General features: G+C 66.8%; 9 protein-coding genes. 3 read left to right on the top strand and 6 right to left on the bottom strand.

From position 1 onward, the window contains the following. The first annotated feature begins 133 nt into the window (after positions 1-133). Positions 134-4,780, top strand: coding sequence for an LAGLIDADG family homing endonuclease (locus tag VMD91_05130; GenBank protein ID HTW83436.1), 4,647 nt, complete (start codon positions 134-136; stop codon positions 4,778-4,780). Between the two features lie 177 nt (positions 4,781-4,957). Here VMD91_05130 and VMD91_05125 read toward each other — a convergent pair whose 3' ends face one another. Then, positions 4,958-6,787: a PDZ domain-containing protein gene (locus VMD91_05125; GenBank protein HTW83435.1), complete on the bottom strand. Its 1,830-nt coding sequence runs from the start codon at positions 6,785-6,787 to the stop codon at positions 4,958-4,960. Positions 6,788-6,964: 177 nt separating this feature from the next. On the opposite strand from VMD91_05125, the gene VMD91_05120 reads away from it, so the two are divergent. Next, a complete protein-coding gene (locus tag VMD91_05120) occupies positions 6,965-7,462 on the top strand; it encodes a GNAT family N-acetyltransferase (protein HTW83434.1) in 498 nt (165 codons plus the stop codon). Positions 7,463-7,469: 7 nt separating this feature from the next. Here VMD91_05120 and VMD91_05115 read toward each other — a convergent pair whose 3' ends face one another. Both VMD91_05115 and trpS read right to left on the bottom strand, forming a co-directional pair. Continuing rightward, a complete protein-coding gene (locus VMD91_05115; GenBank protein ID HTW83433.1) occupies positions 7,470-9,836 on the bottom strand; it encodes a prolyl oligopeptidase family serine peptidase in 2,367 nt (788 codons plus the stop codon). A 2-nt stretch (positions 9,837-9,838) separates the two neighbouring features. Further along, positions 9,839-10,858, bottom strand: coding sequence for a tryptophan--tRNA ligase (gene trpS, locus VMD91_05110; GenBank protein HTW83432.1), 1,020 nt, complete (start codon positions 10,856-10,858; stop codon positions 9,839-9,841). A 121-nt stretch (positions 10,859-10,979) separates the two neighbouring features. On the opposite strand from trpS, the gene VMD91_05105 reads away from it, so the two are divergent. After that, a complete protein-coding gene (locus VMD91_05105; protein ID HTW83431.1) occupies positions 10,980-12,599 on the top strand; it encodes a hypothetical protein in 1,620 nt (539 codons plus the stop codon). Here VMD91_05105 and VMD91_05100 read toward each other — a convergent pair. From VMD91_05100 to VMD91_05090, 3 genes are all read right to left on the bottom strand, one after another. Beyond that, a complete protein-coding gene (locus VMD91_05100; GenBank protein ID HTW83430.1) occupies positions 12,596-12,808 on the bottom strand; it encodes a hypothetical protein in 213 nt (70 codons plus the stop codon). The two genes, VMD91_05105 and VMD91_05100, sit on opposite strands and share 4 nt — an antisense overlap. A 64-nt stretch (positions 12,809-12,872) precedes the next feature. Next, entirely contained in the window at positions 12,873-14,417 is a 1,545-nt protein-coding gene (locus VMD91_05095) for a hypothetical protein (protein HTW83429.1), read from the bottom strand. A 78-nt stretch (positions 14,418-14,495) separates the two neighbouring features. Continuing rightward, a complete protein-coding gene (locus tag VMD91_05090; protein ID HTW83428.1) occupies positions 14,496-15,050 on the bottom strand; it encodes a glutathione peroxidase in 555 nt (184 codons plus the stop codon). Positions 15,051-15,094: the final 44 nt, after the last annotated feature.

Below are 15,094 nucleotides of genomic sequence, written 5' to 3'. Positions count from 1 at the left end.
CGACGGGGACGGCCACCATATCTGGTGCCGAAGCCCGCCCAGGGGCAACTCGGCGGGGATTGACATTCTCGAACGCATGTTCGAGAATGGTCGTCCCTCCGCCACGCATCTCCCTCGTGAGGACGCAGCCGGCATGAAGTTCGCGCGCACCTATTCTCAACCCGGCGATCCCTACGCCGGCATCACCTTCGAGCCCCGGACCTCGCGCATCGCCAACCCGGATGGCAAGGTCGTCTTCGAGGCCAAGGACGTCCAGATTCCGAGCGCCTGGAGCCAGGTGGCGGCGGATATCCTGGCCCAGAAGTATTTCCGGCGGGCCGGGGTCCCGACGGCGACGGTGCGTGTGCCCGAAGAGGGGATCCCGGAGTGGCTCTGGCGCTCGGAGCCGGCCTCCGACGCGACCTTCATCGGCGAGACGGACGCCCGCCAGGTCTTCCACCGGCTGGCCGGCTGCTGGACCTATTGGGCCTTCAAGCACGGCTACTTCGACGACGAGTTCCAGGCGCGCGCCTACTATGACGAGATGTGCGCGATGCTGGCCCGCCAGATCGGCGCGCCCAACTCGCCGCAGTGGTTCAACACCGGCCTGCACTGGGCGTACGGCATCGCCGGCCCGGCGCAAGGCCACTGGTTCGTCGATCCCAAGACGCACGTGCTCGGCCAATCGACGAGCGCCTACGAGCACCCAGCCCCGCACGCTTGCTTTATCCAGAGTGTAAGCGACGATTTGGTCAACGAGGGCGGCATCATGGACCTGTGGGTTCGTGAGGCGCGCATCTTCAAATACGGCTCCGGCACGGGGTCGAATTTCTCGGCGATCCGCGGCGAAGGCGAACGGCTTTCCGGCGGCGGGACGTCGTCGGGTCTGATGTCGTTCCTCAAGGTCGGCGATCGCGCGGCAGGCGCGATCAAGTCCGGCGGTACGACGCGTCGCGCAGCGAAGATGGTCACGCTCGATCTCGATCATCCCGACATCGAGGAATTCATCAGCTGGAAGGTGACCGAGGAGCAGAAAGTCTCCGACCTGGTCGCCGGCTCGATCGTCTGCGAAAAGCACCTCAACGCGATCCTCGCCGCGGCGCACGACGAAACGTTGCCGGAATCGGCGCGACTCGACCCCGCGCTCAATCCCAAACTGCGCTCGGCGATTCGTAGCGCGCTCACGATGGGAATCCCGCAGGCGAACGTCCAGTACGCGCTCGACTTCGCGCGCCAAGGCTATCGCGAGCTGCAGATCGAGACCTATGACACCAATTGGGATTCAAAGGCCTACGGCACCGTCTCCGGTCAGAATTCGAACAACTCGGTTCGCATCTCGAACGAGTTCTTCGCCCGGCTCGACGCTGGGCAAACTTGGGACCTGACCTGGCGCAAGAACGCCGGCGTCGCAAAATCCGTGCCGGCCGAGGATCTCTGGGAGAAGATCGCCGTCGCGGCGTGGCAATGTGCCGATCCCGGCGTGCAGTACGACACGACCATCAACGAGTGGCACACCTGCATCGCCGACGGCAAGATCAACGCCAGCAATCCATGCGTTACCGGCGACACGATGGTTGCCACGGCCGATGGCCTGCACCGCATCGACGAGCTCGTCGGTAAGGCGGCGTTCGTCATCGGCTCCGACGGAAAGCCGCACTTCGTCAACCGCATCTTCCCGACCGGGACGAAGCCTGTCTACCGACTGCGCACGCGCTCGGGCTTCGAGCTGCGCCTTACGGCGGACCACAAGGTCCTGACCGAAGAGCGCGGTGACGTCGCAGCCAAAGATCTCATCGCGGGTGAGCGCGTCATGCTCAGCGGGTCCGGATTCGGCGGTCGGGCGATCGACACGACGCTGGCGGAGGCGATTGGCCTTTCCGTCGGCGATGGCTGCGTAACGAGCGATCCGAATGGCACGCGCTACCTCGCCGTGACGATGGCGCCTTCGGAAGCCGACGTCGTGGAAGGCGTAGCGGCCGCCATCAATGACCTCAAAGTCGGCGCCACCGACGGGCGCACGGCTCGTCGAGTCGCCGTGCGCACGCCACAGACGACTGCTCGCGTTCAAACGAACGCGTCGAGCGTCGTTTCGGCGTTCGAAGAATTCGCTGTGCTCGACAAAGGAAGCCACGAGAAGCGCTTCCGCTCAGCCTTCTTCGGGCTCGACCGTACGTCGACGGCTGCAATGTTGCGCGGACTCTTCACCGCAGACGGCTGCGTCGTCGATATAGGTGAGAAGACCCAGTACGTCTCGCTCGATTCGACCTCGCTGGCCCTCCTGCAGCAGGTGCAGTTGACGCTCCTGTCCTTCGGTGTAAAGGCAAAGCTCTATCGTGACCGCCGAGCCGGTACGGACGCGGCAATGCTGCCGGACGGCCGCGGGGGCACCGCGTCATACCCAGTTCGTGAGATGCACTCGCTTCGCATCACGCGCTCATCGCGCATCGCGTTCGAACAGCAGATCGGGTTCATCGCTGCTTCCGATAAGGCGCTCGCGCTTCGACGCCTCAACGCAAGTGTGACGACGTATCGGGATCACATGACGGATGAGGTCACATTCGTCCGGTATGAAGGCGAAGAGCCGGTCTATGATCTGACCGAGCCCGACACGTCTCACTTCATTGGCAATGGCGTCGTCGTTCACAACTGCTCCGAATACATGTTCCTCGATGACACGAGCTGTAATCTTGCAAGCCTCAATCTCGTGACGTTCCTCGACGATCGTGGGCAATTCGACGCCAAGAAGTTCGCCGAGGCGTGCCGCATTTGGACGTTCACGCTCGAAGTCAGCGTGCTGATGGCGCAGTTCCCCAGCCGCGAGATCGCGCGCCGCTCGTACGAGTACCGCACGCTCGGCCTGGGCTACGCCAATCTCGGCACGCTGCTCATGCGGCTGGGTTTGCCGTACGACTCGGAGGAAGGCTTCGGCTGGTGCGCGGCGATCAGCGCGCTGATGACGGGCGCCGCCTACAAAGCCTCGGCCGAGATGGCGCGCGAGCTGGGACCGTTTCCCTCCTACGAGCGCAACGCTGAGGACATGGGCCGCGTGCTGCGCAACCACCGCCAGGCGGCATACGCGGCGCGGGCCGAGGACTACGAAGGCCTGACCGTCGTTCCGGTCACGCATCAGCCCACGCTCTTCACGCAAGAGACGTGGCAGCTGGCACGCACGACCTGGGACAACGCGCTGGCGATCGGCGAGGTCGCCGGCTACCGCAACGCGCAGGTCACCTGCATCGCGCCGACCGGCACCATCGGCCTGGTGATGGATTGCGATACCACCGGGATCGAGCCCGACTTCGCGCTGGTCAAGTTCAAGAAGCTCGCCGGCGGCGGCTACTTCAAGATCGTCAACCAGTCGGTCGAGCCGGCCCTGCGCCGTCTCGGCTACAACAGCGAGCAGATCGCGGCCATCGAGACGTTCGCCAAGGGCACCAACACGCTCGAGGGCACGCCGCACATCAACCGCGCGACGCTCAAGGCGAAGGGCTTCGACGACGAGGCCCTGGCCAAGATCGAAGCCGGTCTACCCGGCGCGTTCGAGATCGGGTTCGCGTTCAACCAGCACGTGCTGGGCGAGCGGTTCTGCAAAGAGAAGCTCGGGATGACCGACGCGCAGCTGGCGGATTGGAACTATTCGATCCTGCGCGACGCGCTGGGCTTCACCCAAGCGCAGATCGAGGAAGCCTCCGACGTGATCTGCGGGCGGATGACGCTCGAAGGCGCGCCGTTCCTCAAGGACGAGCACCTGGCGGTCTTCGACTGCGCCACCCCGTGCGGGAAGCACGGCTCGCGCTACATCCGTCCGCTGGCGCACGTCGACATGATGGCGGCCGCGCAGCCGTTCATCTCCGGCGCGATCTCGAAGACGATCAACCTCCCGCAAACGGCGAGCGTGCAAGACGTCAAGGACGCCTACCGCTACTCCTGGGAGAAGATGGTCAAGGCGGTCGCGCTCTATCGCGACGGCTCGAAGCTCTCGCAGCCGCTGGCGGCCAGCTACGACGTCGGTGCCGGCGACGAGGAGGAGGCTCCGCAAGCCGCCTACGACACGCCGGTCCAGATCGCCGAGAAGATCGTGTACCGCTACATCGCCAAGCGCCGGCGCATGCCGGATCGCCGCGGCGGCTACACGCAGAAGGCGATCGTCGGCGGCCACAAAGTCTACTTGCGGACCGGTCAATACGACGACGGCACCCTCGGCGAGATCTTCATCGACATGCACAAGGAAGGCGCGGCCTTCCGCTCGCTGATGAACAACTTCGCGATCGCGGTCTCGCTGGGCTTGCAGCACGGCGTCCCGCTCGAGGAGTACGTCGACGCATTCACCTTCACGCGCTTCGAGCCCAACGGGCCCGTCATCGGTCACGAGAACATCAAGATGGCGACGTCGATCCTCGACTACATCTTCCGCGAGCTGGCGGTGAGCTATCTCGGCCGCTACGATCTCGCTCAGGTGCAGCCGTCGACGCAGATGGACGCGATGGGACCGGAGCCCGAGTACGTCGGCGAAGAGGAAGGCGAAGTCCACTACCTCGCGCCGACTGCCTCCACGCCGACCCGTACCGGACCGCCGCCCGCGTTGGTCAGCCGCGTGCCGGAGCCCGTCGGCGCCGTCTCGGCGGTCCGCACGACGACGAGTGGTCCCGCAAAGGGCCAGATCGTCGCCGAAAAGGCGCGCGAAGCGATTGCCAAGGGCTACAGCGGCGACGCGTGCACGCAGTGCGGCCAGTTCACCCTCGTCCGCAACGGCACGTGCCTCAAATGCGACAGCTGCGGCACCACGAGCGGGTGCTCGTAAAAAACGTGCGATAGTACCGCTCTACGCAACTCTGTACAGCCCAAGGATGATAACGGGCGCCGCATAAACGGCGCCCGTTATTGTGTCCGTCGCCGGCATTCACCATGGCCGATACCAACGTAAGCGAAGAAAAACCGTCGCAATCAGTGTCGCCGATCGCTTGTCTCGCTCTATGCTCTACGCGCTTCCCGCACGCACCCGCGCGGCGATGGCATCAGGCAAGGCCGACGTCGCCTCGGACAGCGCGCGTATCGACTGACGAATCTCCACGAGTTCCGGGTCGGCGAAGCGGGCGCCCTTCGCATCCAGCACGTCGAGCGCATCGGCGACGCCATGCGCGAGCGCGAGTAACGCATCGGATTCATCCGGCGCATAGACATCGCCGTCGCGCTTGGCTCCGCAGATGAGCGCGCCCACGAGCCGGCCGCGCGAAATCATCGGAAACGCCAACTCACCGCACAGCGCGGACCCGGCGATCCCGTGCAGAGCGACCGGCTTGTTCCATGCGGCCAAGGCGATGAGAACGGGGTCATTCTCGCTGACGTCGAGACCGTCGCCCTTGGCGGTCGAGACGTACCGCGCCGATCCGCTGCGAACGAAAATCTCGACAACGTCGGCGGCGGTGCGCTCGCGCACCGTCTCTAGCGCGCGTTCCAGCAGAATCCCAGCGTCGGTAATGTATGCCGACTCGTGTGCGAACCGACGCAGCGCCAATTCATCGTCGTGACGCTTGCGAAAGAGCACGGTGTCGACGACGCGATCGACGTACTTGTGGATCGAGCGCAGCGAAAACCCGAGCGCTAACGCAACGACCATGGCGACCACGGCGCTCGTCGTGTGGCTCGCGTTGACGAGCCATGCGCCGACGGCCCATTCCACCAGCACGAATGCGCCGACCACGATCGTCGAAATGATGGCGAAAACGACCGTGCGGTTGACGACGAATCCGAGATCGATGAGTCGCCGATTCAGCGCAACGTAGGTGAGCACGAGCGGCGTGACGACCGCGACGATGCTGTAGAACTCTCCCGTGACGAGCAGCGCCGAATACGACAGGAAGTGAAACGACAGCGTGCTCACCCCGCGAACGCCGTCCAAGACCGCAAGGGGGGCCAGCAGCCACACCGCGCGTTGGCGATCGACGCCCCGTCCGGCCGCGATCGCCATGGCGCTGCCCAGCAGTGCCATCAGGACGGCTGCCTCCATGGGGATGATCCAAAGCGGTCCAAGAAACAGCGTCGGATCGAACCATAGCGTGAGCGTGGCAATCAGCGGAGCGATCCCGCTGCTCAGATCGGGTGTGCCGTCGCCGGTAACGACGGCGACGGCGACCAGCGCGTAGCAGAGGGCGAGCGCACCGCGCCTGGCCGGCGAGAGGGGACGCGCGAATCGGCTTGCGAGCGCGGCCCACAGGGCGATCGACAACGGGAGAGCTTGACCTGCGATGCTGAGCGCGACGTAGGCCGAAGCCCACGGAAATCCGAAAAATAGCGGTCGTGCGCTAACGCCGATCCCCGTACATGCCAAGACAGCCGAGAGTAAGAGATTGCTGTCGACGTACGGTCGCCGCCAAGCGATCAACGCCGCAAAGAACAGCAGCCAGAGGCTGGCGACCTCCCAGATGGCCAAATTCCAAAACCGCGATAAGACGAGCGATTTCGGAACGATAACCACGTCCGAGCGTGCCGACCCGCGCTCTACCCGCAACGTCACCGGTCGATCGGCTTGCGGCTGCCCCATCAGCGAAAGGCGCTCGAGCAGCGAGGAGGCGCGCAGGTCGATGAGGTCGCCCTCGTGCAGCCCGCTGCGATCGGCCGGTCCGCCCGGATCGACGCCGCGAAGCGTCATATGGTATGGCGCCGCCGATCCATCGAAGTAGGCGCCCCAGACGCCGTATCGCGCCGGCAAGCCGCGCATCCCCGTCTGGTCCACCAAGGCCCCAACGGCGAGGAGTATCCCAACCGCGCAGAGCGTCAAAAGCATCGCGCGCCACGTCGCGGGTTTCACCGTTCGAGACGTTCTGCGAGAATCGCCGACGACGGACCCGCGCTAAAGGCTTCCCAAGGCATGCGCCCGGTTTCTTGCACGAAGGCAGGGACAACCTCTGAGCGAGCATGTAATACCCGTCCGGAGCGTTCGATGGCCCTCGATGTGCCGTCCGCGTAGCCGCCGAAAGCTGCTTCGATGCTTCCGGATCCCTTGATCACCCCACGGCTGCGGTGCGAGCGGTTCACCGACGAGCACGTCCCCGAGCTGGCGATCCTCGATACCGACGAGCGCGTGCAGGCGACGATCTTCGGGCACACGTTTGCGCTGGAAGAGACGCGCGCTCGGGTCGCGCGGCGCGTCGAGACGTGGAACGTCCATGGTTGCGGCGACTACGTGGTTCGGTTGCCCAGCGGCGAGTTCGTCGGGTGCGCCGGCGTGTTCCCGGCCGCGGCCGAACCCGGCGCCGTCAACGTCGGCTACGCGCTGCGGCCCGAGTACTGGGGACGCGGCTACGCGAGTGAACTCTGCGCCGCCGTCGCGCAGGCCGTCGCCGCCTCGCGGCCGACCGCGATCCGCGCGGTCGTGCTCGAGTCGAACCTCGCCTCGCGCCGCGTGCTCGAGAAGTCGGGCTTTCAGCTCGTCGGACCGAACCCGGACGATCCCGAGACGCTGCTGTACCGCTATCCGCTCTAGCGGTCCGTCAATCCGCCGCCGACGTTCGGAGGTGCGCGAGGAGGAACGTGTCGGCGTCGACGATCGGCGCGATCTGCGCGGCCAGCGTGCCGCCGCCGACGTGACCGGTTCCGCGCACGGCGTCCAGGAGGATCGGTGCGTCGCCGCCTTGCGCCCGTTGCAACGTCGCCGCGAACTTGTAGGCATGCGCAGGTGATACGCGCTCGTCGTTCTCCGAGGTCATCACGAGCGTCGCCGGGTAGCGCGTTCCTTGACGAATGGCGACGAGCGGCGCGTACCGGTAGAGCCACGCGAACTCGCGCGCGCTCTTGGTCGGCGAGCCGACCTCGGTCGTCCAGATCGCTTCGCTGCCGTACGTCTCGCCGCGCAGGACGTCGACCGGCCCGGCCGCCTCGACGACGGCCCCGAACAGGTCGGGATGCTGCACTTCGGTGACGCCGACCAGCAAGCCACCGCCGGAGTAGCCGTACAAGCCCAAAGTTTTCCGCGTGGCGTAGCCGCGCGCGACCAGGAGGCGCGCCGCCGCGGCGAGATCGTCGAAGGCGTGCTGCTTGTTGCCGAGCATCCCCGCGCGGTGCCAGGCCTGCCCGTACTCGCCGCCGCCGCGCACGCACGCGATGGCGAGCGTGCCGCCGGCGGCGATCCACGCTTCGTTCGGCGTCCACCACTCCGGCCGGTAGCTGTCGCCGAAACCGCCGTAGCCGGTCAGCATCGTCGGATGTGAGCCGTCGAGCCGCAGACCGCGCCGGTGCGCGACGAAGACGGGAACGCGCGTCCCGTCGGCGGAGCGTGCGAAGAGCTCCTCCGTGACGAACTGCGCGGCATCGAACACGGCGCGCTGCCGGCCGACCAAATGCGTGCGGCCGTCCCGGCTGTCGTACGCGAAGACGCTGGGCGGGGTCGTCGGGCTCGAGAAGTCGTAGTACGCGCTCGCGTGCGACGGGTCCGCGGCGACGTTCGCGACCGTTCCGATGCCGGGCGTCGGTAACGCGCGCAGCCGCGCGCCGTGACGGTCGAAGGCGATGATCTCGGAGCGCACGTCGTGCAGGTACCGTGCGAGGAACTGGTCGCCGGCGGCGCTAACGTCTTCCAGCGTTCGCGAGCTCTGGGGGATCACGTCCCACTGATGCGCGGGTTGGCGAAGATCGATCGCGACGAGCTTGCCGCGCGGTGCGCCCGCATTAGTGAAGAAATACGCGATCGGTCCGTCGCTCGTGACATATGAGTACACCGACGGGGACAGCTGCCGGATCGTGCGGATCGCACCACGCGGGTCGTGCGCGTCGCGCACGGCGACGAGATTCCCGCCGCCGCCGTCGATCGCCCCGAGGATCACATAGCGCCCGTCGTCGCTCTCCTGCGCGTAGGGGAGCCACGTCGGGCGCTGCGGCAACGCGTACACGACGCGGTCGTCGCGCTGATCGCCACCGAGCCGGTGGAAGCGCACGGTGTAGCCCCGGCCGATCGGCTCGCCGGGCGCCCGTGCCGCCTCGCTCGCGTAGCCGCCGTAATAGAACCCGCGACCATCCGTGCTCCACCCGATCGGGGCCCAATCGGGCGTTCCGACGACCAGATCCGCCAAGTCGCGTCCGGTCGCGAGCGAGCGGACGTGCCAGCGCACCAACCCCAGGCCGGCGCGCTTCGTCGCGTAGGCGACGTGCGTTCCGTCCGGCGCGAGCTTCCAGTCGGCCAGCGTGACGGCCGGATCCCAGCCGACGTTCGGATCGAGCACGACCCGATCGCCGTGCGCTCCGGTCGCGACGAGCACGGCTCGTCGCCCGCTGCCGTCGGTTCGCGCGACGACCGCGATCGGACCGCCCCGCTGCGGCAAGCTCCGGCTGGGCATCGAGAACAGGCGTCGTGTCGTCGCGCGGAGCGTGTCGCGCAGCGGTACGCTCGCGAGCGTCGCTTCGGTCAGCGCATCCTGCCGCGCGACCCAAGCACGCACGCGCGGGGCGTGCACTGCCTCGAGCCACCGATACGGGTCGGCGACCGTCGTTCCGAAGAAGGTCTCCCGCACGTCGTCTCTGGGCGTTGCCGGGTACGCGACACCCAGCGCCACCACCATCAGGACCAGTCCCGCGATCCGCATGGGCCGCACCTTCGCCGCCGCCAACGACCGCACCGCCGCGCAGCTTCGCTCGGGGTCGGCCAGGAACCGCCGTGTAACGACGTACGCGTCCGTCTCGTGATAAGCGACTTCATGGACGCCGCCGCCGTCGAACGAGAGAATCTGCGCGCACGCAGGAAGAACCCGTCGCGATGCCTCTTGCCGTTCACGGATCGCGCGCACGTTGAACGGATAGCCCGTCGGCAGCGGCGACCCGCCACGGCGCAGCGCGATCGAGCGAAGCCGAGCGCGCAGGGCCGTCACGGTCAGCTGCCGGCGCCCATCGCCCGTTTGACCGCATCGGTCGTCGCGCGCGCCGTCGGGCGCAGCTCGTCGGCGCAGCGCTGCAGGATCTCGCGCACGACGCTCGGGTCGCGCGAGAGGTCCTCGTAGCGCTCGCGGATCGGGCGCAGCGTCTCGACCAGCAGCTCGGCGATCTCTTTCTTGAGATCGCCGTAGCCGCGCGCGTTGGCGAAATGCGCTTCGGCCTGCGCCGGCGTCTGGCCGGTCGCGGCCATGTAGATGCCGAGCAGATTGCTCACCCCGGGCCGCTGCGGGTCGAGCTTGATGTCGCGCCCGCTGTCCGTCTGCGCCGACATCACCGTCTTGCGGATCTGATCGGGCGTGTCGAGCACGCGCACCGCATGGTACGAGCCCGGCGCGCTCTTGGACATCTTCTTGGTCGGGTCGTCGAGCCCCATGATGCGCGCGCCGGCCGCCGGGACGGTCGCCTCCGGCAGCACGAACGTCTCGCCGTAGGTCGCGTTGAAGCGCTGCGCGAGGTCGCGCGTCAGCTCGATGTGCTGCTTCTGGTCCTCGCCGACCGGGACGTGCGTCGTGCGGTAGAGCAGGATGTCCGATGCCATCAGCAGCGGGTAGATGAACAGGCCGACCCGCACCTCCCCCTTCTGCTGCTCGGACTTCTCCTTGAACTGCGTCATTCGGTTCAACTGTCCCATCGACCCGACGCACGAGAGGTACCAGGTCAGCTCGCCGTGCTCGCGCACGTCGCTCTGCACGTACAGGCGCGACTTCTGGGGGTCGATCCCGGCCGCCAGCAGGACCGTCGCCGTTTCGACGATCTGCGCGCGCAGCGCGGCCGGTTCTTGCGGGACCGTGAGCGCGTGCATGTCGACCAGGCAAAAGATGTTCTCGGCTTCGTCTTGACCCGCGACCCACTGCTTGATGGCACCGAAAAAGTTGCCGATGTGAATCGCACCCGTCGGTTGTATACCAGAAAAAATGACCTTCGAGCGCATATGAGCCAGCCGTTTCGCTGCGGCCACCGCGCATTCCGTTCGTTCTTTAACTTGCCATAAGCAGGAAGCGCGAGAACGCCCACCGCAACGCTCGGCGACCCCTGGTTGCAACGCGTACTGACGGGAGAGGCCCTTGCAACGACCGACGATGATTTGCGCGAGCGTCTTGCTCGTCGCCACGATCGCCGCGTGCTCCGGTGGCCGCGACGGCACGGTCCCCACCAACGAGCAGCACCTGACCGGCGGCTCGCGCACCGCGAGCGCCGTCGCGCAAGCCGCGACGAACGTCATGCAAGACCCCGGCTTCGAGTCCGACTCGTACACGTACTGGAAACAGGGCGGTACGGTGAGTGCCTCCATCCAGACCAGCGTCGTGCACAGCGGCTCCTACGCCGCGAAGATGGGTGACACGACGACCGAACCCAACGGCACGTCGGGTCTCTACCAGACCGTCACCGTGCCCGCCGGCGCGACGCTGACGTTCTGGATCGAAGAATCGACCAACGAGACCTCGACGAAGTACGCCGACCAGGAAGCCGACGTCCGCAACACGAGCGGCACGATCCTGAGCACCATCTACTCCGAAGCCAACACCACCAGCGGTTGGGTGCAGCGCTCGTACGACCTGAGCGCGTACGCCGGCCAGACGGTCGAGATCTACTTCGGCGTCAAAGGCGACCCCGACGGCAGCTACCACATCGTGCAGTACGTCGACGACGTCAGCCTCACCGGCACGTCGACGAGCGCACCGACCGCGACGCCCACCGCGGGCCCGACCGCGACCCCGACGCCGATACCGACGACGACCGCGACGCCGACCGCCACGCCCAAGCCGACGGCGACGCCGAAGCCCACCACCACGCCGACGCCGACGCCCACACCCAGCCCGACGCCGAGCTCGGGCTCCGGTCTGACCGTGGTGAGCCAGGCGACGGTCCTCTCGACGATTCAAGCCGGCAAGAAAGTCCAGTTGAGCACGTACACCCTCGAGCCGAGCAGCGGTCTGCTCAACGCGCTCGTGGCGGCGGCCAAGGCCGGCGCGAGCGTGACCGTCGATCTCCCGTCCGATTCGTACGCGCAGAGCATCGGTGTCTACAGCACCGACGAGCAGTCCGCGGCGACGCTCGAGGCGGCCGGCGGCAGCGTCGTTTGGGACGCGGGCACGCAGTCACCGAATCCCGAGCCGCTGCACGCCAAGCTCGCGATCGTCGATGGCGTCGGCTTCCTCGACGGCCGCAACTGGGACAGCGGCGACGTCATTCTGCGCGACACGAACGCGAACGACCTGACGACGATCGGCAACGCGCTGGCGCTGAATCCCGGTGACGGGACGCGCCTCGACACGATCAAGCAGGACTCGCTGTCGATGGAGACCGCTTACATCCAGGCGCACACCAGCGGAACGGTCGACTTCATGACCGAGTCGTTCGGGCCCGGCAACGTCGCGAGCGCGCTGCTGGCCGCCGCGCAGGGCGGCCAGAGCGTCCACGTCATCGTGCTCAAGAGCGACCTCGACTCGGGCGAGGAGACGGTCTTGAGCCAGCTGCAGAGCGCCGGCGCCGACGTCGAGCTCAATCCCGCCTCGGGCGCCGAAAAGATGACCCTGATCGGCTCGGGCACGGGCTGGTTCGGCTCGTCGAACGCGACCGCCGGCGCGGCGTATCAGATCGACTGGGGCATGGACGTCACCGACAGCGCCGTCCTCTCGACCCTCTCGAGCACGTTCCAGAGCGTGCTCGCGACCTGCACGCCGTATTCCGGCAGCTAGTGATCCACGTAGTGCGAGACTTCGTCGAGCGTGCCCACGCGCTCGACGGACTCGTACGCGTACTTGCGGTGCGCCGTCTCACCGTCGATGGTCACCTTAACGGTCACTTCGTGCGGGTGCACGTCGGTGACGGTGCCGACCACGTCGTCGGCCGGGATGCGAACGTGATCGCCGAGCTTGAGCTCGGCCCGCGGGCCCTGCTTCTTCATGCGCCGATCATAGCGCCCCGACGAGCGTCCGGCAAACCCACGCCGGACGCTCGCTTGGGCAAGCCTACTTCGCCTTGCCGAAGATGAACGAGTAGTCCGACGCGTATTCCGTCGGCTCACCCGATTTCGCGTGCATGAGTTTTCGCAGCAGGACCGGGTTGACCAGGTTGATGTGCACGCGCCCGCCCGGCCGGCCTTCGGAGACCGCGGCGCCGGTGTGGCAGCTTTGGCACGCCAAGACGTTCTGGAAGTAGGTCTCCATGGTCGCGTTCGCCACGATCCAGCGCGGCAGCGCCACGCCGTCGCTGAGCGGGATCGGTGCTCCCGGCGGGTTGACGAGCGTGCCTTGCGTCGGCCACTGCACGTCGACCAGCCGATAGTACCGGAACACCGAATTCACCGCGCCGGCAGTCGTCAGCGCTTCGTCGAACGTTGTGTTCTCGGCCTCGGCGAACGACGAACGTGGAACGACGCGCATCGTACGGGTCGGCACGTGATACCCTTGGCAGCCGGGAATCGGCGGCGCCGGACACGGTGAAGGCAGCTTGTTGACCGCGCAGAACGGGCCGGCGCAGTTCGGGTTGTAGTACGTCCACTGCGGCGTTGCCGTCGGCGTCGCGGGCGCCTCGGTCGAGGGAACCTCGGGGTACGGCGTCGCGTCCGGCACGTTGTCGACGTGCTCGAAGGTGGCCCACAAGAACTGCTGGGTGGTCGGCGACTTGTGAATGATGTGCAGCCCGACCAAACCGATCACGACGTTCTTGCGCTCCGTCCCGTCCGGGTAGAGCAGGTTCGCGCGCGAGATCAAGTACTTCCGGTACAGCGCGGGATCGTGCAGCTCGATCCATGCCGCCTTGAGCTCGATCGCGCCGATGTTTTGGCCGTACGTGACCGCGGCGCCGGTGCAGCTGTGATCGGTCCAGGGCTTGGCCGGATCGACCGACGCGCCGGCCGGCAGATTCAAGCCGTACTTGCTCTGCGCGCAGGTGCGCTGCTTGGCCGCCGAGGTGAGCCCGTTGCTGGTGATGTACTGCGCCTCGTCGTTGTCGATCCGCTCTTCGTAGAACGTCAGATCGCCGCCGCGCGTCGTCAGCCAGCCGAAGCTGCCGGCTTGCTGGAAGCCGCTGAAATGCACGTCGTCGCCGTCGCCCTTCGAAATCGCGGAGAGCGTCCGCAGCCCGTTCGAGCTCAACTTCACGTTTCGCAGGCCGGTCGGCGTCGCGAACAGGACGTCCGGATTGGTGTACGTCTCCCACACCGTCGCGTAGGTGTGCGCGCCGTCGACCGGTGCGCCGAAGGCGCTGCCCTTGACGGTGGGGTCGGGGATGCCGTGACCGGCGCTACGCCAGTTGAGGTAGGTGAACTCTTGATACGCGTTGCAGCTGGCCTCGAACTGGCCGTCCACCTTGCCACCGAGCTGCAAGGGGAGAATGACGGGCACGATGACGCCGGTGTACTTCTTGTCGCACGAGGACGGTTTGGAGCCCTCGCCGGGGCGGAAGCTCGCGCTCGGCGCGGCGGCTCCCACCGACGTCCCGAACTGCGAGCCGCTCACGATCAGCACGGTGATCGCGACGAATGCCAATGCGGCCGTTCGCACCTGTTGCATGCCCACCCCCTGAAGACGCAAACTGGCGGCACGGCTCGACAAAGCGAGCCGTGCGTTGCGGCCACGATATCACATCCCTCAGCCCTTGGCCAGTTCCGCCTCGATCGTCTCGATCAGCATCGGATCGTCGGGCGCGACGTCGGGCGCGAAGCGGGCCACGACCTCGCCGTTGCGGCCGACCACGAACTTCTCGAAGTTCCACATGACGTCGTCGGGCTTGCGTCCGGCTAAGAGTCCCTTCGATTCGAGCCGGGCGGCGAGCTGACCGTCGGGTTTGGTGCGCGCCTGCGGCTGCGCGCCGACCAGTTTGTCGTAGAGCGGGTGGCGGCCGTCTCCCTTGACGACGATCTTCTCGAACATCGGGAACGTCACCGAGAACTGCGTCTCGCAGAACTGCGCGATGTCCGCGTTCGAACCCGGCTCTTGCGCGGCGAACTCGTTGGCCGGAAAGCCCAGCACCGCGAAGCCGCGGTCGCCGTAGCGCTCGTAGAGGCTCTGCAGCCCCGCGTACTGCGGCGTGAGACCGCACTGCGAGGCGACGTTGACCACCAACAGGACGTCGCCGGCGAAATCGGCCAGGCGCGTCTCGGAACCGTCGATCCGCCGAAGCGGGATAGTTTGCAGCTCGCTCATGGGGTGCTCTTTCGCCGGGACGCGGCGGCCTCCTCACGCCGCAT

The organism is Candidatus Sulfotelmatobacter sp. (genome assembly GCA_035504415.1).
In the GTDB taxonomy this organism is placed as follows: Bacteria; Vulcanimicrobiota; Vulcanimicrobiia; order Vulcanimicrobiales; family Vulcanimicrobiaceae; genus Vulcanimicrobium.
Note: the sequence above shows the minus strand (reverse complement) of the source record. Positions and strands in the feature narration are given on the sequence as shown.